The following is a 24271-nucleotide window of genomic DNA, read 5'->3' as shown; positions in this document are numbered from 1 at the left end:
ATGGCGACCAAGACCGGAAAGTCCTTTGTCGGCCGCTTCGGCGTCCATATCGCCGTGCTCGTCTTCGTGGCGATCTGGACCATTCCTACCCTCGGCATCCTCGTCTCGTCGCTGCGCGACAAGGACCAGATCGTCGCCTCCGGCTGGTGGAACTCCTTCGCCAGTTCCAGCCAGAGCGAGGCGGGACGGCTGCCGGGCGCATCGGCGCAAACCCAGAAGGACGGCAAATACGTCATCGAAGGCAATATCTTCGGCGATGGCCCCAAGCGCGAGATCAGCGCCTTCGGCGTCAAGTCCTCCGCGCCGACGCAGTACAAGGCGGGATCGGTTGCCGACCTCGATGACGGCGTCACGCTGCAGATGGATGCCGACGGCGGCTTCGTGCTGTCGTCGCCGAAGGCCTTCGAGGGCGACCGCGGCCAGCGCGTCTATTTCGCCTCCTCGGCGCCGCCGAAATTCACCACGGACAACTACGATTCGGTGCTGTTTTCCGAAGGCATCGGCCGCTCGTTCATGAACTCGCTGACGGTGACCATCCCGGCGACGATCATCCCAATCCTGATCGCAGCCTTCGCAGCCTACGCACTGGCCTGGATGCGCTTTCCCGGACGGCCGCTGCTGATCGCGGTGATCATCGGCCTTCTGGTGGTTCCACTGCAGATGTCGCTGATCCCGCTGCTCAGGCTTTATAACGGCGTCGGCGCCTTCTTCGGCGTGCCGTCCAAGACCTATCTCGGCATATGGCTGGCACATACCGGCTTCGGCCTGCCCTTCGCCATCTACCTGCTGAGGAGCTATATCGCCGGCCTGCCGCGCGAGATCATGGAATCGGCACGCATTGACGGCGCCAGCGACTTCGAGATCTTCGTCAAGATCGTGCTGCCGCTGTCCTTCCCTGTGCTTGCCTCCTTCGCCATCTTCCAGTTCCTGTGGGTATGGAACGATCTGCTGGTGGCGATGGTTTTCCTCGGCACGGCGCCCGATCAGATCGTGCTGACGGCCAAGCTCAACGCGCTGCTCGGCTCGCGCGGCGGCAAGTGGGAGATCCTGACCACATCGGCGTTCATCACCATCATCGTGCCGCTGTTCGTGTTCTTCTCGCTGCAGCGCTATTTCGTCCGCGGGCTGCTTGCCGGCTCGGTGAAAGGAGGTTGAAGACATGCAATCGGCTTTGAAGGCGACGTCGCAGCCAGACCCGGCCGTCGACCGCGACTGGTGGCGGGGCGCGGTGATCTACCAGATTTACCCGCGCTCCTATCAGGACTCCAACGGCGACGGCATCGGCGACCTGAAGGGTATTGTTCAGCGCCTGCCCTATATCGCTTCGCTCGGCGTCGATGCCATCTGGATCTCGCCCTTCTTCAAATCGCCGATGAAGGATTTCGGCTATGACGTGTCGGACTATTGCGACGTCGACCCGATGTTCGGAACGCTCGCCGATTTCGACGCGCTGGTGACGGAAGCCCATCGGCTGGGGCTCAAGGTGATGATCGACGAGGTGCTGTCGCACACCGCCGATATCCACCCCTGGTTCAAGGAAAGCCGTTCCAGCCGCAACAATCCGAAAGCCGACTGGTATGTGTGGGCGGACGCAAAGCCCGACGGCACGCCGCCCAACAACTGGCTGTCGATCTTCGGCGGCTCGGCCTGGCAGTGGGACACCAGCCGCCAGCAATATTACATGCACAATTTTCTGGCCGAGCAGCCCGACCTCAACTTCCACAACGCAGAAGTTCAGGACGCGCTGCTCGACATCACCCGCTTCTGGCTGGAGCGCGGCGTTGACGGCTTTCGGCTGGACACGATCAATTTCTACTTCCACAGCCAGGGGCTGGAGGACAATCCGCCGCTGCCGCCGGAACAGCGCAACGACCAGACGGCGCCCGCGGTCAATCCCTACAATTACCAGGACCACATCTACGACAAGAGCCGGCCGGAGAACCTCGGCTTCCTGGAGCGCTTCCGCGCGCTTCTCGACGAATATCCGGCGCAGGCGGCCGTCGGCGAGGTGGGCGATTCCCAGCGCGGCCTGGAGGTGGTCGCCGCCTACACCGCCGACGGCAAGCGCGTGCATATGTGCTATTCCTTCGACTTCCTGGCGCCGGAGAAGATCAGCGCGGCGAAAGCGCGCGCGGTGCTGGAGGCCTTCGGCACGGTCGCCAGCGACGGCTGGTCGTGCTGGGCCTTCTCCAACCATGACGTGATGCGGGTTGCCTCGCGCTGGGCCGCCAACGAGGCGGATCCGACCGCCTATCTGAAGGTGATCTCGGCGCTTTTGATGTCGCTGCGCGGCTCGGTCTGCATCTATCAAGGCGAAGAGCTCGGCCTTGGCGAGGCGGAGCTGAAGTTCGAGGACCTGCAGGATCCCTACGGCATCCGGTTCTGGCCGGAGTTCAAGGGTCGCGACGGCTGCCGCACGCCGATGGTTTGGGACGCGGCCGCCAAGAATGGCGGTTTCTCGACCGCCAAGCCGTGGCTGCCGGTGCCGGGCAAGCACCTGTCGCAGGCAGTCAACGTGCAGCAGGGCGAGGCAAGCTCGCTGCTCGAACATTACCGCCGCTTCCTCGCCTTCCGGCGCCAGCATCCGGCGCTGACCAAGGGCGACATCAACTTTATCGAAAGCGATGGCGACACCGTCGCCTTCACGCGCCGCGAGGGCAATGAGCGGGTCGTCTGCGCCTTCAATCTCGGCAGCAAGCCCTCCGAGGTCGATCTCGGCAAAGGTGCGCTGCAACCCTTGCCCGGGCACGGCTTTTCGGGACAGACTGGCAGCGGGCCGGTCCGCCTCGGCGGCTACGGCGCCTGGTTCGGACGCATCGACTGAACTTCTAAAACAGGGATCAACGGGAGAAGAAAAACATGGCCGATGTCACGCTCAGCCAGGTGAAGAAATCATACGGCAACCTCAACATTCTCCACGGCATCGACCTCGATATCAAATCAGGCGAGTTCATCGTCTTCGTCGGGCCGTCGGGTTGCGGCAAGTCGACCTTGCTGAGGTCGATCGCCGGCCTCGAGGAGATCACGTCGGGCGAGTTGAAGATCGACGGCGAGGTGGTGAACGACGTGCCGCCGTCGAAGCGGGGCATCGCCATGGTGTTCCAGTCCTATGCGCTCTATCCGCATATGACGGTTTACGACAACATGGCCTTCTCGATGAAGATCGGCAAGGAAAGCAAGGCCGAGATCGACAAGCGCGTGCGCCAGGCGGCGGAGATCCTGCAACTGACCAAATATCTCGACCGCCTGCCCAAGGCGATGTCGGGCGGCCAGCGCCAGCGCGTCGCCATCGGCCGTGCCATCGTGCGAAACCCGAAGGTGTTCCTGTTCGACGAGCCGTTGTCGAATCTCGACGCAGCACTGCGCGTCGCCACCCGCATCGAGATCGCCAAGCTCAAGGAATCGATGCCGAACACCACCATGATCTACGTCACGCACGACCAAGTCGAGGCGATGACGCTGGCGGACCGCATCGTGGTCTTGAAGGAAGGCGTTATCGAGCAGGTCGGCACGCCGATGGAACTCTACAAGCGGCCCGGCAACCTGTTCGTCGCCCAGTTCATCGGCTCACCGGCCATGAACATATTGCCGGCAAAGATCGAGAAAGCCGGCAATCCGACCGTGGTCAGCCATGTCGGCGGCCGCAAGGCGACGGTGCCGATCGCGACGCCGGCCTCGGCCAATGGCGCGGCGGTCAGCTTCGGCGTGCGGCCGGAGGATCTCGCGATTGCCACAGGCGCGGACTTTCTGTTCGAAGGCAAGGTCGACTATATCGAGCAGCTCGGCGAGGTTCAGCTCGTCTACATCGATATCGGCCGCGCCGACCTGCCGCTGGTTGCCAAGCTGCCCGGCAATGTCGACGTCAAGCGCGGCGAGACGCTGCGGCTCAACGCCGGCGCCGGCGATCTGCACATCTTTGACGCCGACGGCCATTCCTTCACGCTGCATCGCGAGGAAGCAAAGGCTGCCTGACGCTAGAGAGTTTCACCGTTTTACCGAAACGGCGAAACTCTCTATCTCTTTGTTTTCACGCAATTTCGGACGGAAAACCGCTTACACTTTTCCTGGAATTGCTTTATCGGCAGGCTGGCTTTCCCGGCAAAAAAAGAGAGCGGCGGGCCTGGCCCGCCGCTCTCTCTTTCAAATCACAGTCGGCTATCAACGGTTGCCGAAGTGGTCGCGGTCCGCACCCTGAGGCGCCGACTTCTGCACGTCGCGCGACGAGTTCAGCAACTTGTAGACGGGCGAGTCGGTGCCGATCGATGACGTAGGGGCGGTATCGACCGCCGGGGCCGGCTGGTTGACGCCACTGTTGTTGTAATTGTCGCTGCCCGCAAAAGCAGCGCCGGAAACGGCCAGCAGGGCGGCCGTGGCAAGAACGATCTTCTTCATTTCAGTGCTCCTGAATCTTGTGATCCGACCGATGCGGCGGGCTAGCCCGCCGCCGATTCAAGGTCGGATGTTAGTTGTTGCCGAAAAGGTTGTGGTCGGCGCCCGTGGTGACAGGCTTCTGGTCGGCCGGTTCGGACTTGTGGACCGAAGCGGTGTACGACGAATCAACCGTGGCCGGTGGATTTGCTGCCTGCGAACCATAATTGTCGCTGCCAGCGAAAGCGCTGCCGGAAATAGCCATAAAGGCTGCGGCAGTGAGAACAATCTTTTTCATTTTTGCTACTCCAGTATCTTTATATTCCGTCCGTCTAGCGGCGTGTCTTGGGAATGAAATCGCGTCGTTCGGACAGCGCTGATTTGGGTGAGCCGAGTGCCGGATTCCAATCACGAAGTTTTTCCGTCTGGACCATGAATCCGCCTCTTGAAGTTTTCATAAGCATGCCTATGACTTCATTTTTATCTGGCTTAATCAACACGTTATTCGGATCCGGCCGTTGGCTCACCAAATGTATCTGAGCACTGGCGTTCACAACGTCCTGCACGCACCGTCAACAGAAACGAACCGTTCAGTTCGATTTTAGTATCCCCTAATAGTCACTTTTCGATACTATTAACCATCCTGCTCCCGTTCCAAGGGCCGATTCGGACATAGTGTGGCGCGGCAAATCCATGGCGGCGAAGGCAACCGGAAGGCCGGCATCTTTTGTGCGCTCGCAAACCTTGGATGAACCGCAAGGCGAAATCTGCGAGATGATGCTCGATCTGATCCTGCGCATCGTCGTTCCACCGGTTCGGCGGCGCATCGAGATGGAGATCAATGCAGGCGACCGGCATGTGGCCCGGCTGCGCTCGATGACGATCAGCCGCTCCGGCGGGGAGCGGATGCTGCGCTTTCGCGGCAAGGTGGAGCTCGACCGGGCGGGACGGACCCTGGTGCCGGAGGCGCGGCCGTCACGACAATTTCGCGTCTGGGACAACGAACAGGCGGTCGCCACCTATGGCGCGCTGCCTTTCCAACTCGTTTCGACAAAATTCTCTCCGACAGGCTGAACCCGTGATGAGCCTTGGCGAAACGCCGGCGTTGAGTACGGCGTCGAGGGCTCGGCGAGGGCGGCCCAGCGCTGCTCAGGAGTCTGGAGTGATCAGCTTCAAGGAGGGGAAATAGGTCCGGTATCGGCCGACATCGCGTGTCAGAAGTGGGAGGCGGCCGACCGCAGCATGGGCCCCGATGAAGAAGTCCGGCAACACGCCAGTCTTTTGTCCTCCTGAGCTGCGATACTGTGTGAATACCTTTCCGGCAAGAAAAAGAGCCGCTCTTGGCATGGCAGCCATCTCAAGACCGCCCGCATCAAGAAACGCCTCAAGATCTTCGATGCGGGCGTAGCGAACGGCGAGCTCGGCGTAGACCGCATCGTTGATCAACAATGGTCCACTGAGGCTCGCCGCCTCAAGCTGAGCAACCGACCAATCGGCCCAGTTTGGATCGTCCGTAACGACGTCGAGCAGAACGTTGGTGTCCACGAGCGTCACGCTTCGCCACGCGTAAGCGCCATGATAGCCTCGGTCGTGAGCCCCTCGCCGGCATGGCCGCGCAATTTGGCAAAGCGGCTCGCCGGCTGCTTTCTGTCGACGCGAGCCAGCACGACGCTTCCATCGGCGGCGCGCCTGAAATCAACCCTACTTCCCGGAACGATCCCCAGCAGGTCGCGGACCGGTTTGGGAATGGTCACTTGCCCTTTTGCTGTAACGGTGGTGGCCATCTTCGCCCCTCTCGGTAATACCAGATACAAGTAAGGTATTACCTTGTGGATCGAATTTCAACGGCTCGCACCGGCAATTCAAATCCCGTAGCGCTCGGTGCGGATAATCCCCGCCGGAACGCCGGCGCCGATCAGGGCATCGGCGGCGGCCGAGACGAACGCATTCGAGCCGCAGACATAGGCGAGCTTTGGGGCTTTCGGCAGGCGCTCGACGGCCTGCACCATCATGCGGGCGTCGACGCGCCGGGAATAGTCGGACGGCCGCCTCGCCGGTTCGCGGGTCAGCGTCAGCACCAGATCGAAACCGTCGCGGCGATCGTCGAGACCGATCAGCTCGCCGCGGAAAATCACCTCGTCCCAGACCCGCGCCGAGAACACCAGCACAACGGGTACCGCCGCGTTGCGCAGCATACGATGGCGCACCATTGCCATCAGCGGCACGACGCCCGAGCCGCCGCCGACCAGAAGGATCGGCCCGCCGTCGCTCTCCTCCCAGATGAAATGGCCACCCAGCGGCCCGCGCAGCTCGATCTCGTCGCCGACGGCAGCCACGTCGTGGAAGAAGGGCGAGACCTCGCCGTCGTCGAGCCGCTCGATCGCGAGCTCGACGACGGCACCTGCTTCGGGCGCCGAAGCTATGGAATAGGATCGGCGCGCCTGATAGCCGTCCGGCGCCGTCAGCCGGACGTCGACATGCTGTCCGGCCAGATGGGCGAAAGGCCGCGACGGTTGGAACCAGAAGCTGGTGACGCGTGGCGTGCGCTTTTCGATGCGGGTGATCGTGGCTGCCTGCCAGGGCGATTGCGGCAACGGCTCGGCACTCATCGATTGCTGCTCACGAATTCGCCCTCACGGGTCACTGGAATAGCGCTGCTCGCGCCAGGGGTCGCCATACATGTGATAGCCGCGCAGTTCCCAAAAGCCCGGTTCGTAGCGGTCGGTGAACTGCAGCCCGTTCACCCATTTGGCCGATTTCCAGAAATAGAGATGCGGCACCAGAAGCCGCGCCGGCCCGCCATGGTCCGGCGTGATCGGCTTGCCCTCATAGAGCAGCGCCACCATCGCCTTGCCGGTGACGAGGTCCTTGGTCGGCACATTTGGTGGAATAGCCGTCGAAGGACAGCGCCAGCGTGTAGGCCGTCGGCGGCTCGATGCCGGCATCGGCGAGGATGTCGTCGATCATCACGCCTTGCCAGGGCGTGTTGAACTTGGTCCAGGCCGTGACGCAATGAATGTCGCGCGTCATCTTGCTTTGCGGCAGGGCGTTGAACTCGGCCCAGTTCCATTTCTTGAGCGGTCGCGGCCCCTGCTTCAAGGTGAAGGACCAATCCTCGGTGCGCACGCGCGGCGTCGGCCCGGCCGAGAGAACCGGGAAACCCTGTTCCAGGTACTGACCCGGCGGGATGCGCGCGTCGGCGTCGGAAGGAGGACGCCGTCCGGAAAAAAAGCCGCGCGTGACCATCGAGACGCCTCTTGCACCGGTGGAAGGATGCGGGGAGTGTTCTCGAATATACCTCTACGGGCAACAAGAATCTTGGCGACCCGCCTTGCACCGGCAGGTCGCCACGACGTGGTCAGCCGGCCGCGAAAGGCACTGCGACGAATATCTGCTGGTCGCCGCGATCGACAAGCAGCAGCACCGATTTCTTGCCCGACTTGGCTGCCTCGGCGATAGCCTGGTTCGCCTGTCTGGCGTTCTTTACGGGCGTCTGGTCGACGCCGACGATCACGTCCCCCGGCTGGAGGCCCGCTGCCGAAGCCGCCTTGTCCGGATTGACACGCTCAATCACGGCGCCGTGCTGGTTGTCGGCAAGGTTGAGCTCCTGCCGGATCTCGGGAGTGATGTCGGTCAGCCCGAGGCCGAGCGACGGAACGCCCTGGCCCGCCGACGGCTTGCCGCCTTCGCCATTCGACGCGGTCTGCACCTCGTCGGTGTTGCGGCCGACTTCCGCGGAGACCTGAACTACCTTGCCCTTACGCCAGACATTGACCGTTTCCTTGCTGCCGGGCGGGACATCTGCGACGGCGCGCGACAGGTCCTTGGGATCCTTGATCTCCTGGCCGCCAAAGCCGGTGATCACATCCCCGACTTCAATGCCCGCCTTGGCCGCAGGCGAGCCCGGCGTGACCGACGAGACCAAGGCTCCGGCAGGGTGGTCGAGGCCGATCGCGCCGGCAACATCCGGCGTGACCGGCTGGATCTGCACACCGAGATAGCCGTATTCGATGTCGCCGCCCTTCATCAGCTTGGCGACAACTTTTTGGGCCTGGTCCGACGGGATGGCGAAGCCGACGCCGACGCTGCCGCCATTGGGCGAGTAGATGGCGGTGTTGATGCCGATCACATTGCCGTGGATGTCGACCAGCGGACCGCCCGAATTGCCGTGATTGATCGGTGCGTCGATCTGGATGAAATCGTCGAACGGCCCGCTGTGGAGATCGCGGCCGCGCGCCGAGACGATGCCGGCGGTCACCGTGGTGCCGATGCCGAACGGGTTGCCGATCGCCAGCACCTGGTCGCCGGTCATCAGCTTGCTGGAATCGCCCCACTTGACGGTCGGCAGCGGCTTGTCTGCCTTGATTTTGAGCACAGCCAGGTCATGCTTGGCGTCGTGGCCGACAAGCTTTGCCGGAAGCTCGGTGCCGTCGTCGAGCGTCACCTTGATCGAGGTGGCGCCGTCGATGACGTGGTTGTTGGTGACGATTGTGCCATCCGCGCTGATGATGAAGCCGGAGCCGAGCGCCTCGCTACGTGGTGCCCGCTGAGGCGGCGTCTTGGGCATCGGCATGCCCTGGTCGCCAAAGAATTGCCGGAAATATTCGTCGAAAGGCGAGTTGCCATCGAAAGGCGAACCCTCGCTCATGGTATCCGCCCGGCCCCTCATCATTGTCGTGATTGTTACGACCGCCGGCTTTGTGGTGGCAACGATGGGAGCGAAGGAGCCGTTAGGCGCGGTGACGCCGGCGGCGGGAGTCTGCGTGGTGGCGACGGCGTTGCTCAATCCGGCGCTGTTCGTGCTCTCGGCAAAGGAACCAATAACGGGAGAAATGATCAGCGCAGCGCCCAACAGGGCCGCGACGCGATGTCTGCGAAGAATGTTCATGGGTGACATGGTCGTTTCTGTCCGGGCGAGAGGTTGATCCGGCGCCCCGGATGGCTCTCGAAGCACGCATCCGTTGGCGTGTCGGCGACCGGGATTGCCTGCCTCGCCTTGCACGGCAGCCGGCCGGATCGACAACCAAGATTTAGGGTGCGGAATGGCCTGAATCAGGACCTTTGGATGACCTTACGAAGATTTAATTCAGAGAGCGCTTACGAACCGCTCTCTCCGGCGCAGATAAGCGGAGGCGATCTCACGCATCCGCTGGCCGGTAAAACTCGGGCCATGGCCGCCATGGCCGATGCGTACCGGCAGGTCGAGCAGGCGCTGCATGGTGCGGCAATAGGCGGCGCGGTCCGAATCCGGCAGGTCGTCGATCAGCACGCCGTCATAGATGGCGTCGCCGGCAAATAACAGGCCATCGGCCTCGTCGAACAGCGCGATGGAATCCGGCGAATGTCCCGGAAGATGCAGCACGCGGAATTTCCTGTCGCCGAGATCGATGACATCGCCCTCATCGAGCGTGCGGGTCAGCGGCGCGGAAGGAATGCGGTAGTCGGCCGCCTTCCAGTCCGGCGCCGGCAGCTTCGAGACCGCACCGTCGAGATTGTGGAACATGTGGGCGTAGGTAACGGCATCGTTCATGCCGTCGAACTGCGCCGCGCTCATCTTCGGGCCCATACGCAGCGGGAATTCGTGCAGCGAGCCGACATGGTCGAGATGGATGTGGGTGGCGACAACGATCAGCGGCTTGCCGGGCGGCGTGTCGATCTCAGGCGCCAGCGGGCGGATACCCATGCCGGTATCGACCAGCAGATCGGCGTCACGGCCCTTCAAATGCCACATATTGGCGCGCACGAAATCATGCACGAAAGGCTCGGTCAGCATCGTCGTGCCGGCATCGACTTTCGCCTTGCCGAACCAGTCGCCAACCGCAAGCTCGGGGATCGAGCCGCCGCCCATCAGACGAACGGCTTCCCGACCTTGTATTTTTCCGGCACCAGCCGCTTCAGATAGGCCATGCCGGCGTCCGAAAGCTGGTTGGCGTCCGGCTTCATGAAATCGTCGGGCATATGGCGGGTCTTGCCGGCCACCGCCTTCAGCGGCACCTTCTTCAACACCGTCTTCGACCCGTCATATTGCAGCGCGACCGAGCCGCCGCCTTCGCCTGCGACAGCAACCGCGAAAGCGCCGGCGTCGAAGGCTTCCTTGGCGTCCACGGCGCTGATCGCGCCGACATAACCGCGCGGCATGTAGCCCAGCGCGTCGACCCGCGCGCGTTTGCCGGGCAGGCCTTCGGCCAAGGCCCGTTCGAGCGCCGCCGGCAGGTCGCTGCCCGACAATTTGACATTGCCGTGCTGGTCGCGCTCCAGCTTGTCCGGCGGCACCAGGCTTTCGACCAGCGCCTTGCCGTCGGCGGTGCTGACGCCCTCCGAGACAGCGACGATGCAGCGCTTATGGCGGTCCAGCTTTTCGCGCACTTCCTCGATGAAGCGCTTCGCCGAGAAGGCGCGCTCCGGCACATAGACCAGATGCGGGCCGCTGTCGGGATCGAGTTGCCAGGCGGCCGCGGCAGCGGTCAGGAAGCCGGCATGCCGGCCCATGACGATGCCGACATAGATGCCGGGCAGGGCGCGGAAATCGAGGTCGACCGAGAGGAAGGCGCCGGCGACGAATTCGGCCGCCGAGATGAAGCCCGGCGTGTGGTCGTTCTCCTCGAGGTCGTTGTCGATGGTCTTCGGCGCATGGACGAAGGCGATCGAGCCGCCGGCGGCATCGGTCAGGATCTGCTGCGTGCCTGAGGTGTCGTTGCCGCCGATATAGATGAAGGCGTCGGCGCCGGCTTTCTTCAGGCCGTTTAGGATAACCTCGCAATAGGCGGCGTCCGGCTTGTCGCGGGTCGAGCCGAGGGCGGCGCTCGGCGTGCCGGCGATCAGCCGCAGCCGGTCCTCGGGGATGGCGGAGAGATCGACATAATTGCCGTCGCGGATGCCGCGCACGCCATGGAGCGAGCCCAGCACCTTGGCGCCGGGATGGCGCTTGCGGACTTCCAGCGTGGCGCCGACGACCGTCTGGTTGATGACGGCGGTCGGGCCGCCGCCCTGCGCGATGACGAAGGTTCCAGCCATGCTCGATTTCTCCTGAAGCGAAGGTTTTCAGGTACCTTGGCCTGTCTTGCGGCATCGCGCAACGGAAGAAACGGGATCTCGAAAAAGCAGCCGGACAGGTCGCCTGGAAAGATCAGACCACGACGACCGGGTTCTTCTTGGAAACGCGGCTGTAGAGGTCGATGATATCCTGGTTGATCAGGCGCACGCAGCCCGACGACATCGCCTGGCCGATGCTCCACCATTCGGGCGAGCCGTGGATGCGGTAGCCGGTGTCCTTGCCGTTCTGGTAGATATAGAGCGCCCGCGCCCCGAGTGGATTGGTGAGGCCGCCGGGCTGGCCGCCCTGCCATTTCACCAGTTCCGGCTTGCGCTGGACCATCTCCGGCGGCGGCGTCCAGACCGGCCATTCGCGGCCATATTGGATGTTGGCGCGGCCCGACCAGCGGAAGCCGTCCTTGCCGATGCCGACGCCGTAGCGGATGGCGTCGCCGCCCGGCTGGACGAGATAGAGCATGCGCTCCTCAAGATGGACGACGATGGTGCCGGGCGCCTCGCCTGTCTTGTCGACGACGATCTGGCGGCGGAACTGCGGCTTGACTTTCTGCCACGGCACGGCCGGAACCTGGAAGCCGCCATCGATGAGCGAGGCGTACATGACATCGGGGCCGGTGACGTTCTTGTCGACGCTGATCGCCGGGCGGATCGGCGGAACGGAACCGGTGACGGTGTTGTCGAGCTGCATTTGCGGCAGGTCGAGCGTGTCGGTGGTGCTGCAGCCGGCCAGGCCGAGCAGCGCGATGGCGCCCGCGCCGGAAAGCACGGCGCGGCGGGAAAGCTGAATTTCGGTATCGATTGCGGCGCCGCTGGGAGGCGGCGTCAGACTTTGCGGCAACTCGCGCATGCACCAAACCCTACGCTGCCGACGGGAAGCACGGTCCGGCCGGATGGCAGGCATTTTCGTCAGTCATGGTTGAAAAAGGGTGAAAGACCGGAAGCCGGCTTAACCCTAACGCGTCGTTGCGGCGGTCGATGGGCCCGAGGCCTTGGCGCCGAAGATTTTTCCAGCGGCCCCTTTACATTCCCGAGGACCCCAGGATTTATCCTTTTCTTTGCGCTCAAGGAGCAGGGAAATGTCCTTCGAAAACTGGGCCGCCTTCGCCGCCGCCTCTTCCATCCTTCTTGTCATTCCAGGCCCGACGATCCTCCTGGTCGTCTCTTACGCGCTGGGCCTGGGCTGGCGCACCGCGCTGCCGATGGCGGTCGGCGTGGCGCTGGGTGACTTCACCGCCATGACGCTGTCGATGCTGGGCATCGGCGCGCTGCTCGCGGCTTCGGCCACGGTGTTCACGGTGCTCAAGGTGATCGGCGCCGGCTATCTCGTCTATCTCGGCATTAAACTGTTCCGCGCCGGCGGCGCGCTGAAGGCGGAACCGCGCACCGACGCGGTTTCGGCGGCAAGGATGATGGCGCATGCCTGGCTGGTGACGGCGCTGAACCCGAAGAGCATCACCTTCTTCGTCGCCTTCCTGCCGCAGTTCCTCGACCGGCATGCCGATTTCTGGACGCAGATGCTGATCTTCGAGACGACCTTCCTGACCCTGGCCTTCCTCAACGCCTTCGGCTACGCGCTGGTCGCGTCCAGGGTCCGGGCGATCGTGCGCAACCCGAAGGCGATCCGCATCTTCAACCGCACCGGCGGCACGCTGCTGGTCGGCGCCGGCATCGCCACGGTGGCGATGCGGTCGGCCAACTGACGCTATGAAGGACGCATTCGGTCTTACCTATTCCGGCACGACCGAAGCCGGGTTTTCGTCCTACGCCCGCGCCGTGCATGAATTGCAATGCTTCATCGGCGACCCGGTCGGCTCCATCGACCGCGCCATTGCCGATGACCCCGCGTTTGTCATGGCGCATGTGTTCAAGGGTTACCTGTTCGGCCTCGCCACCGAGCGGGATGCGATGGCGGTCGCCCGATCGAGCCATCAGGCGGCGTTGCCCCTTGCCGCCACCGCGCGCGAAGCGGCGCATGTCGCGGCGCTTGGCAACCTCGCCGAAGGGCGATGGCATGAAGCCGCCCGTATCCTGGAGGACATCGCGATCGACAATCCGCGCGATGCGCTGGCGCTGCAGGTCGGGCATCAGATCGATTTCTTCACCGGCAATGCGCGCATGCTGCGCGACCGCATCGGCCGGGCGCTGCCGGCCTGGCAGAAAGACATGCCGGGCTACCACGCCATCCTCGGCATGCAGGCCTTTGGGCTGGAGGAAATGGGCGATTACGCCCGTGCCGAATCCCTGGGCCGAGAAGCCATCGAGATCGAACCGCGCGACGGCTGGGCGCAGCATGCGGTCGCCCATGTCATGGAAATGCAGAGCCGGCAACGAGACGGCATCGCCTGGATGCGGGCCAATCCCGACGCGTGGTCGACGGACAGCTTCCTCAAGATCCACAATTGGTGGCATCTGGCGCTGTTCCATTATGATCTCGGCGAGACGAACGAGGTGCTCAAGCTCTATGACGGGCCGATCTATGGCGACCGCTCGACATTGGCGCTCAACATGGTCGATGCCTCGGCTATCCTGTGGCGCCTCGTTCTCGGCGGTGTCGATGTCGGCGACCGTTGGGCGACGCTCGCCGCCAACTGGATGCCGAAAGCCGCCGCCGGCAATTATGCCTTCAACGACGCGCATGCGATGATGGCCTTTGTCGGCGCAGGGCTGGAAGCGCCGGCGAAAACGCTGATCGAGACGCAGCGCGAAGCGATGCTCGGCAGCGACGACAATGCCGCTTTCACGCGCGATGTCGGCCATCCGCTGACGCTTGCGATCAAGGCCTTTGGCGAAGGCAGTTACGGCGAGGCCGTGCGGCTGATCCGGCCGATCCGCTCGATCGCGCACCGTTTCGGCGGCAGCCATGCGCAGCGCGACGTGATCGACCTGACGCTGATCGAGGCCGCGTTGCGCGCAGGCGATACGGCGCTGGCGCGGGCGCTGACGGCCGAACGGCGGCTCGCCCGGCCGAACAGCCCGCTGTCGGCGCTGTTCTTGCGTCGCGCATTCGATTTGTCCGAGAATTGACCCCAAGGGGATCTTGTCTTAAAAACTGCCGAGCCATATTTTTTCGAGATCCGAAAAAATTAATGGCAATGGGAGGAAATCATGTATCTCGGCCTCGACCTGGGCACTTCGGGCGTCAAGGCGCTGCTGATCGACGACGGCCAGAAGGTCATCGGCTCCGGCCATGGCTCGCTCGACGTCTCGCGGCCGCATCCCGGCTGGTCGGAGCAGGATCCGGCGCATTGGATCGAAGCCTGCGAGACGGCGATTGCCGAGCTCAAGGCTTCGCAACCGAAGGAGCTTGCCGCGGTCAAAGGCATCGGCCTTTCCGGCCAGATGCATGGCGCCACCCTGCTCGATGCCTCGGACAAGGTGCTGCGCCCCTGCATCCTGTGGAACGACACGCGCAGCCATGTCGAGGCGGCGGCGCTCGATGCCGATCCGCGCTTCCGCAAGCTCACCGGCAACATCGTCTTTCCCGGTTTCACCGCGCCGAAGCTTGCCTGGGTGAAAGAACACGAAGCCGGGACCTTCGCCGCCGTCGCCAAGGTGCTGCTGCCCAAGGATTACCTGCGGCTCTGGCTGACCGGCGAGCACATCTCCGAAATGTCGGATTCGGCCGGCACCTCGTGGCTCGATGTCGGCAAGCGTCGCTGGGCGCCCGAATTGCTGGCGGCGACATCGCTCGATGAGAAGCACATGCCGTCGCTGGTCGAAGGCACGGCCAAGGCCGGCGCCTTGCGCGGCGAGCTAGCGTCGAAATGGGGCATCGCGGCGGGAATTCCAATTGCCGGCGGCGCCGGCGACAATGCGGCCTCGGCCTGCGGCATGGGTACGGTCGGCGCCGGCCATGCCTTCGTCTCGCTCGGCACGTCGGGCGTGCTGTTTGCAGCGAACGCCTCCTATTTGCCCAATCCCGAAAGCGCGGTGCACACATTCTGCCATGCGCTGCCAAACACTTGGCATCAGATGGGCGTCATCCTGTCGGCCACCGATTCGCTCAACTGGCTGTCGGAGATCACCGGCAAAGGCGCCGGCGACCTGACCGGCGAACTCGGCGATACGCTGAAGGCGCCGACGGGCGTGACCTTCCTGCCCTATCTCTCGGGCGAGCGCACGCCGCACAATGATTCCGCCATCCGCGGCTCCTTCACAGGCCTCGCGCATCAATCGAGCCGGGCCGTGCTGACGCAGGCCGTACTCGAGGGCGTCGCCTTCGCCTTCCGCGACAGCCTCGAAGCGCTGAAGACAGCCGGCACGACGCTGAGCCGGGTGACCGCGATTGGCGGCGGCTCGCGCTCGCGTTATTGGCTGAAGGCGATCGCCACCGCGCTGCAGCTGCCGGTCGACATCCCGGCCGATGGCGATTTCGGCGCCGCCTTTGGCGCGGCGCGGTTGGGGTTGATCGCCGCGACCGGCGCCGATCCGCTTGCCGTCTGCACCGCGCCGGCGACGGATGCGACGATCGAGCCGGATGTCGGGCTTGATGGTGCTTATGCTGATGCCTATCAGCGCTATCGTGCGCTCTATCCGGCGATAAGGGCTGTTACTGCGTGAGTATGCGCGAGACACCCCCCTCTGGCCTGCCGGCCATCTCCCCCGCAAGGGGGGAGATTGACTGTCACGCGGACCTTCGCCAATCGCCAGCGTTGATAAAAGCGCGGCAGCGCCGAAGCTGCCAATCTCCCCCCTTGCGGGGGAGATGCCCGGCAGGGCAGAGGGGGGTGCCTCGGACCGCTGCTCCGAAATTAGCCTCACTGCGCCGGCACCTTGTCCAAAAACCCGGTGACGCTCTTCAGGCGACCATCTTCGATGACGCCGATGTCGGTGCCTTCGATGACGGACTCGCTGCCCTCAGGTCCCAGATTCCACGAGAAGCGAATGCGGTCGGCGAAACCGTCCGGCTCGCCCTTCAGCGAGAATCGGAAGCCGGCGAAGCGCTGCTGGACGCCGTCGATCAGTGCCGCCATGCCGTCATGGCCGTCGCCCTGCATGACCGGGTCGCGATAGCTGACATCCTTGGTGAAGGCCGCGTCGAGCAGCGCCTTGCGGCGGGCCACATCGCTCTCGTTCCAAGCGGCGATGTAGTTACGGGCGATCGTGTTGAGGTCGGTCATTGTCATGTTCCTTCGTTGGAGCGTTTCGACATGACGCTTTTCGCGCCCCGCAAGAGCGAAACCAATTACGCCTGAGGTAATCAGGCAAAGCACCCGGAGAGGAAGGAAACCATGAGCAGCGGATTTTTCGGCGACATCAAGAAGATCAAATATGAGGGGCCGGATTCGACCAATCCGCTGGCCTACCGGTTCTACAATCCCGACGAGGTGGTGGCCGGCAAGCGGCTGGAAGACCATTTGCGCTTCGCCGTCGCCTATTGGCATTCCTTCGCATGGCCAGGCGGCGACCCCTTCGGCGGCCAGACCTTCGACCGCCCTTGGTTCGCCAAGCCGGGCGGCGTCGACACGATGGAACTGGCCAAGCTCAAGGCCGACGTCGCCTTCGAAATGTTCGCGCTGCTCGGCGCGCCCTATTTCTGCTTCCACGACGCGGACGTGCGCCCGGAAGGCAAGGATTTTTCGGAGAGCGCCGCGCGTCTCGACGAGATCACCGACTATTTCGCAACCAAAATGGAAGAGACCGGCGTCAAGCTGCTCTGGGGCACGGCGAACCTCTTCTCGCACCGCCGCTTCATGTCGGGCGCGGCCACCAATCCCGATCCCGATGTGTTCGCCTATGCGGCGGCGACGGTGAAGAGCTGCATCGACGTCACCAAGAAGCTCAAGGGCGAAAACTATGTGCTGTGGGGCGGGCGCGAGGGCTATGAAACCTTGCTCAACACCGACCTTGCCCGGGAGCAGGAACAGGCCGGCCGCTTCCTCAGCCTCGTCGTCGATTACAAGCACAAGATCGGCTTCAACGGCACGATCCTGATCGAGCCGAAGCCGCAGGAGCCGACCAAGCACCAGTACGACTATGACGTCGCCACCGTCTATGGCTTCCTCAAGCGCTTCGGGCTGGAGAAGGAAGTAAAGCTCAACATCGAGCAGGGCCACGCGATCCTTGCCGGCCATTCCTTCGAGCACGAGCTGGCGCTGGCCAACGCGCTCGGTATCTTCGGCTCCATCGACATGAACCGCAACGACTACCAGTCGGGCTGGGACACCGACCAGTTCCCCAACAACGTGCCGGAAATGGCGCTGGCCTATTACCAGGTGCTGCAGGGCGGCGGCTTCGAGACCGGTGGCACCAATTTCGACGCCAAGCTCAGGCGCCAGTCAGTCGACCCGGACGACCTCCTGATCGGCCATATCGGCGGCATGGATGCCTGCGCGCGCGGCCTCAAGGCGGCGGCCAAGATGATCGAGGACAAGGCGCTGTCCGGCCCGCTCGCCGAGCGCTATGCCGGCTGGAACACCGCCGAAGGCAAGGCGATGCTCTCGGGCGAGCGCACGCTGGAGGAGATCGCCGAGCGCGTGGTGAAGGAGAAGATCGAGCCGCAGCCGCGCTCCGGCCGGCAGGAACTGCTGGAGAACATCGTCAACAGGTATGTCTAAAGAACGACAGGCCGCCCCGCGCCCGAGCAATCGGGGAGTGAGGAAAGCCTGAAAATTTGCATGCGCGAGGGCAGAACTTCACGACAAGGTTTTGCCCCGAGCCGCCCCTCAATCGCCCCGCTCTTGCCTTCAAACAGCCGTCACGAAACTCGTATAAACGTGGCTCCTGTAGCGGGTGAAGAAGAAGGAGGCGAACCGATATGCAGCATGAACGCGAAATCGACGCCCTGCTTTCGTCCGGCGAAACCGGATCGATCATCGACCGGCTGATGGCGTTGCCGCATTCGAAAGACGGCGGCCGCAAGGCAAACGAATGGGACCGCGCGGTTGCCGCGCGGTTGGAAACGGCGCTGGCCAAGAGCATGCGCACGCGCATCGTCGGCGAAGGCCGCGACGCCGCCTGATTCTTCCGCGGCTGATTCTTTCGTGCCCCGATTCGTCCGGGCCCGACTCTTCCGCAGTTTGACGAACGCAGACTGTTTCTCCATCCTGCGTCTATGATACGCGTGGTGCTCCTGGATCTTCTGGGTGTCGTCTGTGATGGCGACACCCAGATAGCGGGAGCGGCGAAGGCAGTTAAGCGTCTGCACGATGCCGGCTTGCCGCTGCGTTTCGTCAGCAACACGACACGCTCACCGCGCAGCAAGATCGTCGCGCAACTTGCCGCCATGGGCATCAAAGTTGCGGATGAAGAATTGCTGACGCCGGCGCAGGCTGCGATCGAATGGTTGCGCAGGCATGGGCGCCAGCCGCATCTGCTCGTTCATCCCGATCTCGAAGCAGAGTTTTCGGGCCTGGAGGGAGGGAGCAGCAAGGCGGTCGTCGTGGGCGATGCCGGCGAGGCATTCGGCTATGCCAGCCTCAATCGTGCTTTCCGTGAGTTAACCGCCGGCGCCGATTTTTTGTGGCTTTGGCCACCAACCGCACCTTCAAGGATGTGGATGGCCAACTCAGCCTCGACACCGGCGCCTTCGTTGCGGCCCTCGAATTCGCCAGCGGCCGAAGCCCCGTCGTGCTCGGCAAGCCGTCGCCGGATTTCTTCCTTTCGGCGCTCGCCGATTTGAACTGCCCTGCGGCCGATGCTGTCATGGTCGGCGACGACGCGGAGAGCGATGTCGCCGGCGCGCTCAGCGCCGGGCTTGGCGCGGCGCTGCTCGTGCGGACCGGCAAATACCGCCCCGGCGACGAAACGCGATTCGATCCGGCTCCCACGGCAGTGGTGGATGACCTCGCCGCCGCGACAGACTGGATGCTCAACCACGCCGCAGCCTGACCGGCGCCTCGCCGAAAGCTCTTGAAAATGCCCTGGAAAATGCCGCGGCGGAGGAAAAGCCGGTACGTCCGGCAATGTCGGCCATGGCAATGCGCGTATCGACCACCAGGCGGCGGGCGGCGCTAAGGCGCAGCCTGAGATAATAGGCGCCCGGCGTCTCGCCGATCGACTTGCGAAAAATGCTTTCCAGCGTTCTTGCCGTGACGCCGGCGCGTTTGGCCACGGCGTCGATGGTGAGCGGCTGGTCGACATGCGCTTCCATCAGCCGGACCGCCTGGGCAAGCCTAGGATCGTAGCCGTCGAGCCGGCCGAGCGAGACCAGCGGCTGCGCGTCGGTCGCGGCACGCGCCTGGTCGTAGATGAAGACGCTCGCCACATCGAGCGCGGCGGCCATGCCGAGCCTTGTGCGGACCAGATGCAGCATTAGATCGAAGGTCGGCGAGGCGCCGCCGGAGGTGAAGACCGGCCCGTCGATGACGTAGCGGTCCGGCCGCACGTCGACGCCGGGGAAAGCGGCGGAGAAATCCTCCATGTCTTCCCAATGCGTGGTAGCGCTGCGGCCCTCGAGCAGGCCGGCGCGCGCCACCAGCCAGGTGCCCGCCTCGACGCCGCCACAGGCGCGCGCGGCACGAGCAGCGCGGCGCAGGCCGGCAAGCAGAGCCGACGTGGCGTAGTTCTGCGTGCCGAAGCCGGCGACGACGACCAGCATGTCGGTGGCCTCGGCCGCGTCGAAGCGGCCGCTCACAGCCACAGGTAGGCCGCATGTCGTGACCGGCGCCTCGCCTGCGACCGAGACCAGCTTGAAATCGAACAGCGTCTCGCCCGAGATGCGGTTTGCGGCGCGCAGCGGGTCGACCGCCGAGGCCACGCACATGATCGAGGATCCCGAGAACACGAGGAACGTCACCTTGAGCGTCTCGCGCTCGGGCCGAAAGATGGTCGGCTTTTCGCTTTTGATCATGAGAGCTTCGTAAAACGCAAAACAGTTTCCGGCAAGTCGGGCATTCTTGGTGAATTCCCGTGCATGCCGTGCCGCTATCGGCTCCCGCTTCTGGGTGGCATGCATGGCCGATCGAATCTGGGAGGATCAAGATGCCGCTTGCGATGAACCGCGAGGTCTTCATTACCTGTGCCGTGACCGGCTCCGGCGGCACGCAGGACCGCAGCCCGCATGTGCCGCGCTCGCCCAAGCAGATCGCCGATTCGGCGATCGACGCCGCCAAGGCGGGTGCGGCGATCGTCCATTGCCATGTGCGCGACCCCGAGACGGGCAAGCCGAGGCGCGACGTGCATCTCTATCGCGAGGTGACCGAGCGCATCCGCGAGGCGAACGTGGACGTGGTGCTGAACCTCACCGCCGGCATGGGTGGCGACATGGTGTTCGGCTCGCCGGAAGCGCCGCTGCCGCTCAACGAGAAGGGCACTGACATGGGCGGCGCCTCCAACCGCATGGAGCATGTGCGCCAGTGCCTGCCGGAGATCTGCACGCTGGACTGCGGCACGATGAATTTCGCCGAAGCCGACTATGTCATGACCAACACGCCGGGCATGCTGCGCGCCATGGGCGGCATGATGACGGCGCTGGGCGTGAAGCCCGAGATCGAGGCCTTCGATACCGGCCATCTGTGGTTCGCCAAGCAGCTGGTCGAGGAGAAGGTGCTCAACCCGGACGCGCTGGTGCAGCTCTGCATGGGCGTGCCATGGGGCGCGCCGGACGACCTCAACACCTTCATGGCGATGGTCAACAACGTGCCCTCGACCTGGAACTGGTCGGCCTTCTCGATCGGCCGCAACCAGATGGCCTATGCGGCGGCGGCCGTGCTTGCCGGCGGCAATGTCCGCGTCGGCCTGGAGGACAATCTGTGGCTCGACAAGGGCGTGCTGGCGACAAACGCGCAGCTCGTCGAACGCGCGGCCAGCATCGTCACCAATCTCGGTGCGCGGATCCTCGGACCGGAAGAAGTGCGCAAGAAGCTCAACCTCACCAAGCGGGCGCCGATCGCTGCCGCGGCTTAAGCATGATCCCGAAAAGTGGGTACCGGTTTTCGGACAAGATCATGCTCAAACAAGACACCGGGAGTTAAGCATGGCTACGGTCAAATTCACCGCGATGAAGGACGGCGACAGGGAAGATTATGAATTCCTGACCGCCCATGAGATCGACTACGCCGGCAAGACCGGCGACCGGCTGCTCCACGCGCTCGTGCAGCTGGACGAAGGTCTTTCGGGCTACAAGATCACCCGGCTCGGCCATTCGCTGCAGGCGGCGACGCGCGCCTGGAAGGATGGCGCCGACACCGACTGGATCGTCTCAGCGCTGCTGCACGACATCGGCGACATCTACGCGCCTTACAATCATGACGAATATGCCGCGACGATCCTAAAGCCCTTCGTGCGCGAGCAATGCACCTGGGTGGTGGAAAAGCATGGCGAGTTCCAGCGCCTCTATTACGCGCATCATCTGGGCGGCAACCGGCATGCCCGCGACCGCTTCGCCGGCCACCTCTATTTCGACGACTGCGACCAGTTCTGCGAGCGCTGGGACCAGTCGAGCTTCGACCCCGGTTACGAGACGCTGCCGGTCGAGTTCTTCCGGCCCTTCGTGTTCGAAGTGTTTGCCCGCAAGGCCTACGATCCGGCGGTGATCCGCACCGGCGAGCGCGTGGCCCTCACAGATCCCGAAACAGCCAAGACGAGAACCGGAGCCTGACCATGAGCATCATCAACAAGGCGGCTGCCATCGGCGGCGGCGTCATTGGCGCCGGCTGGGTGGCGCGGCTGCTCTTGAATGGCATCGATGTGTCGATCTTCGACCCCGATCCGGAAGCGTCACGCAAGGTTGGCGAGGTGATGAAGGGCGCGCGCCGCGCCTATAAGCAGATGCTGCCCGGCGGCCTGCCCAAGGAAGGCAAGCTCACCTTCGCCAAGACCATCGCCGAGGCGGTTGCCGACGCCGACTTCATCCAGGAAAGCGTGCCGGAGCGGCTCGACCTCAAGCACAAGGTGCTGGCCGAGATCGACCAGCATGCGCCGGCCAACGCCATCGTCGGCTCGTCCACCTCCGGCATCAAGCCGACCGACATGCAGGTGGCGATGAAGAAGCACCCGGAACGGCTGGTGGTCGGCCATCCGTTCAACCCGGTCTATCTGTTGCCGCTGGTCGAGATCGTCGGCGGCGAGCAGACCTTCCCCGAGGCGATCGAGGTGGCCAAGGAGCTCTACGCCTCGATCGGCATGAAGCCGGTGGTGGTGCGCAAGGAGATCGAGGCCTTTGTCGGCGACCGCCTGCTCGAAGCCGCCTGGCGCGAAGCGCTGTGGCTGGTCAAGGACGGCATCTGCACCGTCGAGGAACTCGACGACATCATGCGCTATTCCTTCGGCCTGCGCTGGGCGCAGATGGGCATGTTCCAGGTCTATCGCGTCGCCGGCGGCGAAGCCGGCATGCGCCATTTCATGGCGCAGTTCGGGCCTTGCCTGAAATGGCCGTGGACCAAGCTGATGGACGTGCCCGAGTTCAACGACGAGTTGGTCGACCTGATCGCCACGCAGTCGGACGAGCAGGCGCACGGGCTGTCGATCCGCGAGCTGGAGAAGATCCGCGACGACAATCTGGTCGCGATCATGGAAGCGCTGTCGAAGCAGAACAAGGGCAAGGGCTGGGGCGCCGGCGCGCTGCACAAGGACTATACCAGGCAGCTCGCCAAGCTGGCGGCGAAGAAGACCTCCACCACGGCTCCCGCAAAGGCCAAGCCGGCCAAGAAAGCCGCGAAGCCGGCAAAGGCTGAAAAGCCGACAAAGACTGGGAAGCCCGCCAAGGCCGATAAGGCGAAGAAGAGCAAGAAGAAGGGCTGAGGCGATGCATTTCGGTCTTTCGGAAGAACAGAAGCTCATCGTCGAGACGACGCGCGCCTTCGTCGAGAACGAGCTCTACCCGCATGAGCGCGAGGTGGAGCGTGCCGGCGAGCTGCGCCGCGAGCTGATCGACGAATTGAAGGCGAAGGCGATCGGGGCCGGGCTTTATGCCGCCAACATGCCGGCCGATGTCGGCGGCGCCGGCCTCGATACGGTGAACTGGCTGCTCTATGAGAAGGAGCTTGGCCGCGCCAATTATGCGCTGCACTGGACCTGCGTGGCGCGTCCGTCCAACATCCTGCTCGCCGGAACGCCGGAACAGCGCGAGAGATACCTCTTTCCCTGCATCCGCGGCGAGAAATGGGACTGCCTGGCGATGACGGAGCCCGGCGCCGGCTCCGACCTGCGCGGCATGAAGGCGACCGCGGTGCAGGACGGCTCGGACTGGGTGCTCAACGGCACCAAGCACTTTATCTCGCATGCCGACATCGCCGACTTCGCCATCGTGTTCATGGCTTCGGGCGAAGAGGATTCGCCGCGCGGCAAGCGCAAGAAGATCACCGCCTTCTTCGTCGACAAGGGCACCAAAGGCTTCACGGTGCGCGACGGCTATCGCAATGTCTCGCATCGCGGTTACACCAATTCGATCCTCGAATTCGACGATTGCCGGCTGCCGGCTTCCCAGGTGCTCGGCGAAGTGCATAAGGGCTTCGACGTCGCCAACTCCTGGCTCGGCGCCACGCGTCTCCAGGTCGGCGCCACCTGCCTCGGCCGCGCCGAGCGCGCGCTCTCGCACGCCATCGAATATGCAGCACAGCGCCAGCAGTTCGGCCAGCAGATCGGCAAGTTCCAGGGCGTGTCGTTCAAGCTCGCGGACATGGCGACGGAATTGAAGGCCGCGGACCTGATGGTCTTCGAAGCCGGCTGGAAATACGATCAGGGCACCGTCACCGATCAGGACATGGCGATGGCCAAGCTGAAGGCCACCGAGATGCTGGCCTTCGTCGCAGACGAGGCCATCCAGATCCATGGCGGCATGGGGCTTATGGACGACCTGCCGCTGGAGCGCATCTGGCGCGACGCCCGCGTCGAGCGCATCTGGGAAGGCACGTCGGAGATTCAGCGACATATTATTTCGCGGGCGCTGCTGCGTCCGTTCGGAGCTTAGAGC

At 63.9% G+C, this 24271-nt stretch carries 25 protein-coding genes and 2 pseudogenes; 15 read left to right on the top strand and 12 right to left on the bottom strand.

What is annotated here, in order from left to right; genetic code table 11:
• Genes LB528_RS02680 through LB528_RS02670 form a run of 3 tightly spaced genes read left to right on the top strand, consistent with a single transcriptional unit; the run spans position 1 to position 3972 of the window.
• Positions 1–1155 (top strand): carbohydrate ABC transporter permease, encoded by a 1155-nt coding sequence (locus LB528_RS02680; RefSeq protein ID WP_224713742.1) that lies wholly within the window; start codon positions 1–3, stop codon positions 1153–1155.
• 4 nt (positions 1156–1159) lie between these two features.
• Positions 1160–2824, top strand: a complete 1665-nt coding sequence (locus LB528_RS02675) for an alpha-glucosidase (RefSeq protein WP_224713741.1) — start codon at positions 1160–1162, stop codon at positions 2822–2824.
• A 35-nt stretch (positions 2825–2859) separates the two neighbouring features.
• Positions 2860–3972 (top strand): ABC transporter ATP-binding protein, encoded by a 1113-nt coding sequence (locus tag LB528_RS02670; protein ID WP_224713740.1) that lies wholly within the window; start codon positions 2860–2862, stop codon positions 3970–3972.
• A gap of 186 nt (positions 3973–4158) precedes the next feature.
• Here LB528_RS02670 and LB528_RS02665 read toward each other — a convergent pair whose 3' ends face one another.
• Positions 4159–4392 carry a DUF680 domain-containing protein gene (locus tag LB528_RS02665; RefSeq protein ID WP_140844674.1) on the bottom strand — a complete coding sequence of 78 codons (234 nt, stop codon included), beginning with the start codon at positions 4390–4392 and terminating at the stop codon, positions 4159–4161.
• Positions 4393–4462: 70 nt separating this feature from the next.
• Positions 4463–4666: a DUF680 domain-containing protein gene (locus LB528_RS02660; RefSeq protein WP_224713739.1), complete on the bottom strand. Its 204-nt coding sequence runs from the start codon at positions 4664–4666 to the stop codon at positions 4463–4465.
• Positions 4667–5142: 476 nt separating this feature from the next.
• Between LB528_RS02660 and LB528_RS02655 the strand changes: the two genes are divergently transcribed.
• Positions 5143–5442, top strand: coding sequence for a hypothetical protein (locus tag LB528_RS02655; RefSeq protein ID WP_224511797.1), 300 nt, complete (start codon positions 5143–5145; stop codon positions 5440–5442).
• A 75-nt stretch (positions 5443–5517) separates the two neighbouring features.
• Here the strand turns inward: LB528_RS02655 and LB528_RS02650 are convergent, their stop codons facing one another.
• From LB528_RS02650 to LB528_RS02615, 8 genes and pseudogenes are all read right to left on the bottom strand, one after another.
• Positions 5518–5922 carry a type II toxin-antitoxin system VapC family toxin gene (locus tag LB528_RS02650; RefSeq protein WP_224511798.1) on the bottom strand — a complete coding sequence of 135 codons (405 nt, stop codon included), beginning with the start codon at positions 5920–5922 and terminating at the stop codon, positions 5518–5520.
• Positions 5919–6152 carry an AbrB/MazE/SpoVT family DNA-binding domain-containing protein gene (locus LB528_RS02645; protein WP_224511799.1) on the bottom strand — a complete coding sequence of 78 codons (234 nt, stop codon included), beginning with the start codon at positions 6150–6152 and terminating at the stop codon, positions 5919–5921. The genes LB528_RS02650 and LB528_RS02645 overlap by 4 nt, the downstream gene beginning before the upstream one ends.
• Positions 6153–6230: 78 nt before the next feature.
• Positions 6231–6977 carry a ferredoxin reductase gene (locus tag LB528_RS02640; protein ID WP_224713738.1) on the bottom strand — a complete coding sequence of 249 codons (747 nt, stop codon included), beginning with the start codon at positions 6975–6977 and terminating at the stop codon, positions 6231–6233.
• A 24-nt stretch (positions 6978–7001) separates the two neighbouring features.
• Positions 7002–7614 (bottom strand): annotated as a pseudogene (locus LB528_RS02635) (sulfite oxidase-like oxidoreductase).
• Between the two features lie 112 nt (positions 7615–7726).
• Positions 7727–9265: a DegQ family serine endoprotease gene (locus LB528_RS02630; protein ID WP_224713737.1), complete on the bottom strand. Its 1539-nt coding sequence runs from the start codon at positions 9263–9265 to the stop codon at positions 7727–7729.
• A 189-nt stretch (positions 9266–9454) separates the two neighbouring features.
• Complete coding sequence (locus LB528_RS02625; protein WP_224713736.1) at positions 9455–10216, bottom strand: MBL fold metallo-hydrolase; 762 nt, start codon at positions 10214–10216, stop codon at positions 9455–9457.
• Complete coding sequence (locus LB528_RS02620) at positions 10216–11382, bottom strand: diphosphate--fructose-6-phosphate 1-phosphotransferase (RefSeq protein ID WP_224713735.1); 1167 nt, start codon at positions 11380–11382, stop codon at positions 10216–10218. The genes LB528_RS02625 and LB528_RS02620 overlap by 1 nt, the downstream gene beginning before the upstream one ends.
• Before the next feature lie 112 nt (positions 11383–11494).
• Entirely contained in the window at positions 11495–12265 is a 771-nt protein-coding gene (locus LB528_RS02615) for a L,D-transpeptidase (RefSeq protein WP_224713734.1), read from the bottom strand.
• Between the two features lie 229 nt (positions 12266–12494).
• On the opposite strand from LB528_RS02615, the gene LB528_RS02610 reads away from it, so the two are divergent.
• The 3 genes from LB528_RS02610 (at position 12495) to xylB (ending at position 15978) form a co-directional block, all read left to right on the top strand.
• Positions 12495–13118, top strand: a complete 624-nt coding sequence (locus LB528_RS02610) for a LysE family translocator (protein ID WP_224713733.1) — start codon at positions 12495–12497, stop codon at positions 13116–13118.
• A gap of 4 nt (positions 13119–13122) precedes the next feature.
• Positions 13123–14442: a tetratricopeptide repeat protein gene (locus tag LB528_RS02605; protein ID WP_224713732.1), complete on the top strand. Its 1320-nt coding sequence runs from the start codon at positions 13123–13125 to the stop codon at positions 14440–14442.
• Between the two features lie 81 nt (positions 14443–14523).
• Positions 14524–15978, top strand: coding sequence for a xylulokinase (xylB, locus tag LB528_RS02600; RefSeq protein ID WP_224713731.1), 1455 nt, complete (start codon positions 14524–14526; stop codon positions 15976–15978).
• Between the two features lie 197 nt (positions 15979–16175).
• Here xylB and LB528_RS02595 read toward each other — a convergent pair whose 3' ends face one another.
• On the bottom strand, positions 16176–16538 hold the full coding sequence (locus tag LB528_RS02595) for a nuclear transport factor 2 family protein (protein WP_224511808.1): 363 nt from the start codon (positions 16536–16538) through the stop codon (positions 16176–16178).
• Between the two features lie 111 nt (positions 16539–16649).
• Here LB528_RS02595 and xylA point away from each other — a divergent pair, with 111 nt between their 5' ends.
• From xylA to LB528_RS30365, 4 genes and pseudogenes are all read left to right on the top strand, one after another.
• On the top strand, positions 16650–17975 hold the full coding sequence (gene xylA, locus LB528_RS02590; RefSeq protein WP_224713730.1) for a xylose isomerase: 1326 nt from the start codon (positions 16650–16652) through the stop codon (positions 17973–17975).
• A gap of 200 nt (positions 17976–18175) precedes the next feature.
• Positions 18176–18379 carry a hypothetical protein gene (locus tag LB528_RS02585; protein WP_224713729.1) on the top strand — a complete coding sequence of 68 codons (204 nt, stop codon included), beginning with the start codon at positions 18176–18178 and terminating at the stop codon, positions 18377–18379.
• 93 nt (positions 18380–18472) lie between these two features.
• A pseudogene (locus LB528_RS30370) lies at positions 18473–18700 on the top strand (TIGR01458 family HAD-type hydrolase); the annotation flags it as partial.
• 185 nt (positions 18701–18885) lie between these two features.
• On the top strand, positions 18886–19248 hold the full coding sequence (locus LB528_RS30365) for an HAD-IA family hydrolase (RefSeq protein ID WP_318012264.1): 363 nt from the start codon (positions 18886–18888) through the stop codon (positions 19246–19248).
• Here the strand turns inward: LB528_RS30365 and LB528_RS02575 are convergent.
• Positions 19229–20209 carry a GlxA family transcriptional regulator gene (locus tag LB528_RS02575; RefSeq protein ID WP_224713728.1) on the bottom strand — a complete coding sequence of 327 codons (981 nt, stop codon included), beginning with the start codon at positions 20207–20209 and terminating at the stop codon, positions 19229–19231. The two genes, LB528_RS30365 and LB528_RS02575, sit on opposite strands and share 20 nt — an antisense overlap.
• Before the next feature lie 131 nt (positions 20210–20340).
• Here LB528_RS02575 and LB528_RS02570 point away from each other — a divergent pair, with 131 nt between their 5' ends.
• The 4 genes from LB528_RS02570 to LB528_RS02555 all read left to right on the top strand — a co-directional run bounded on the left by LB528_RS02570 (position 20341) and on the right by LB528_RS02555 (position 24268).
• Positions 20341–21264, top strand: coding sequence for a 3-keto-5-aminohexanoate cleavage protein (locus LB528_RS02570; RefSeq protein WP_224713727.1), 924 nt, complete (start codon positions 20341–20343; stop codon positions 21262–21264).
• 70 nt (positions 21265–21334) lie between these two features.
• Positions 21335–21958, top strand: a complete 624-nt coding sequence (locus LB528_RS02565) for an HD domain-containing protein (protein ID WP_224713726.1) — start codon at positions 21335–21337, stop codon at positions 21956–21958.
• A gap of 2 nt (positions 21959–21960) precedes the next feature.
• On the top strand, positions 21961–23100 hold the full coding sequence (locus LB528_RS02560) for a carnitine 3-dehydrogenase (RefSeq protein WP_224511815.1): 1140 nt from the start codon (positions 21961–21963) through the stop codon (positions 23098–23100).
• 4 nt (positions 23101–23104) lie between these two features.
• Positions 23105–24268, top strand: a complete 1164-nt coding sequence (locus tag LB528_RS02555; RefSeq protein WP_224713725.1) for an acyl-CoA dehydrogenase family protein — start codon at positions 23105–23107, stop codon at positions 24266–24268.
• Positions 24269–24271: the final 3 nt, after the last annotated feature.

Source organism: Mesorhizobium sp. CA4 (assembly GCF_020165075.1).
GTDB lineage: Bacteria > Pseudomonadota > Alphaproteobacteria > Rhizobiales > Rhizobiaceae > Mesorhizobium.
Note: the sequence above shows the minus strand (reverse complement) of the source record. Positions and strands in the feature narration are given on the sequence as shown.

What these genes read in the sequence shown, in the direction of transcription:
- LB528_RS02680 (WP_224713742.1), top strand. Translation starts at nt 1, where the DNA reads ATGGCGACCAAGACCGGAAAGTCCTTTGTCGGCCGCTTCGGCGTCCAT.
- LB528_RS02675 (WP_224713741.1), top strand. Translation starts at nt 1,160, where the DNA reads ATGCAATCGGCTTTGAAGGCGACGTCGCAGCCAGACCCGGCCGTCGAC.
- LB528_RS02670 (WP_224713740.1), top strand. Translation starts at nt 2,860, where the DNA reads ATGGCCGATGTCACGCTCAGCCAGGTGAAGAAATCATACGGCAACCTC.
- LB528_RS02665 (WP_140844674.1), bottom strand. Translation starts at nt 4,392, where the DNA reads ATGAAGAAGATCGTTCTTGCCACGGCCGCCCTGCTGGCCGTTTCCGGC.
- LB528_RS02660 (WP_224713739.1), bottom strand. Translation starts at nt 4,666, where the DNA reads ATGAAAAAGATTGTTCTCACTGCCGCAGCCTTTATGGCTATTTCCGGC.
- LB528_RS02655 (WP_224511797.1), top strand. Translation starts at nt 5,143, where the DNA reads ATGATGCTCGATCTGATCCTGCGCATCGTCGTTCCACCGGTTCGGCGG.
- LB528_RS02645 (WP_224511799.1), bottom strand. Translation starts at nt 6,152, where the DNA reads ATGGCCACCACCGTTACAGCAAAAGGGCAAGTGACCATTCCCAAACCG.
- LB528_RS02640 (WP_224713738.1), bottom strand. Translation starts at nt 6,977, where the DNA reads ATGAGTGCCGAGCCGTTGCCGCAATCGCCCTGGCAGGCAGCCACGATC.
- LB528_RS02630 (WP_224713737.1), bottom strand. Translation starts at nt 9,265, where the DNA reads ATGTCACCCATGAACATTCTTCGCAGACATCGCGTCGCGGCCCTGTTG.
- LB528_RS02625 (WP_224713736.1), bottom strand. Translation starts at nt 10,216, where the DNA reads ATGGGCGGCGGCTCGATCCCCGAGCTTGCGGTTGGCGACTGGTTCGGC.
- LB528_RS02620 (WP_224713735.1), bottom strand. Translation starts at nt 11,382, where the DNA reads ATGGCTGGAACCTTCGTCATCGCGCAGGGCGGCGGCCCGACCGCCGTC.
- LB528_RS02615 (WP_224713734.1), bottom strand. Translation starts at nt 12,265, where the DNA reads ATGCGCGAGTTGCCGCAAAGTCTGACGCCGCCTCCCAGCGGCGCCGCA.
- LB528_RS02610 (WP_224713733.1), top strand. Translation starts at nt 12,495, where the DNA reads ATGTCCTTCGAAAACTGGGCCGCCTTCGCCGCCGCCTCTTCCATCCTT.
- LB528_RS02605 (WP_224713732.1), top strand. Translation starts at nt 13,123, where the DNA reads ATGAAGGACGCATTCGGTCTTACCTATTCCGGCACGACCGAAGCCGGG.
- xylB (WP_224713731.1), top strand. Translation starts at nt 14,524, where the DNA reads ATGTATCTCGGCCTCGACCTGGGCACTTCGGGCGTCAAGGCGCTGCTG.
- LB528_RS02595 (WP_224511808.1), bottom strand. Translation starts at nt 16,538, where the DNA reads ATGACCGACCTCAACACGATCGCCCGTAACTACATCGCCGCTTGGAAC.
- xylA (WP_224713730.1), top strand. Translation starts at nt 16,650, where the DNA reads ATGAGCAGCGGATTTTTCGGCGACATCAAGAAGATCAAATATGAGGGG.
- LB528_RS02585 (WP_224713729.1), top strand. Translation starts at nt 18,176, where the DNA reads ATGCAGCATGAACGCGAAATCGACGCCCTGCTTTCGTCCGGCGAAACC.
- LB528_RS02575 (WP_224713728.1), bottom strand. Translation starts at nt 20,209, where the DNA reads ATGATCAAAAGCGAAAAGCCGACCATCTTTCGGCCCGAGCGCGAGACG.
- LB528_RS02570 (WP_224713727.1), top strand. Translation starts at nt 20,341, where the DNA reads ATGCCGCTTGCGATGAACCGCGAGGTCTTCATTACCTGTGCCGTGACC.
- LB528_RS02565 (WP_224713726.1), top strand. Translation starts at nt 21,335, where the DNA reads ATGGCTACGGTCAAATTCACCGCGATGAAGGACGGCGACAGGGAAGAT.
- LB528_RS02560 (WP_224511815.1), top strand. Translation starts at nt 21,961, where the DNA reads ATGAGCATCATCAACAAGGCGGCTGCCATCGGCGGCGGCGTCATTGGC.
- LB528_RS02555 (WP_224713725.1), top strand. Translation starts at nt 23,105, where the DNA reads ATGCATTTCGGTCTTTCGGAAGAACAGAAGCTCATCGTCGAGACGACG.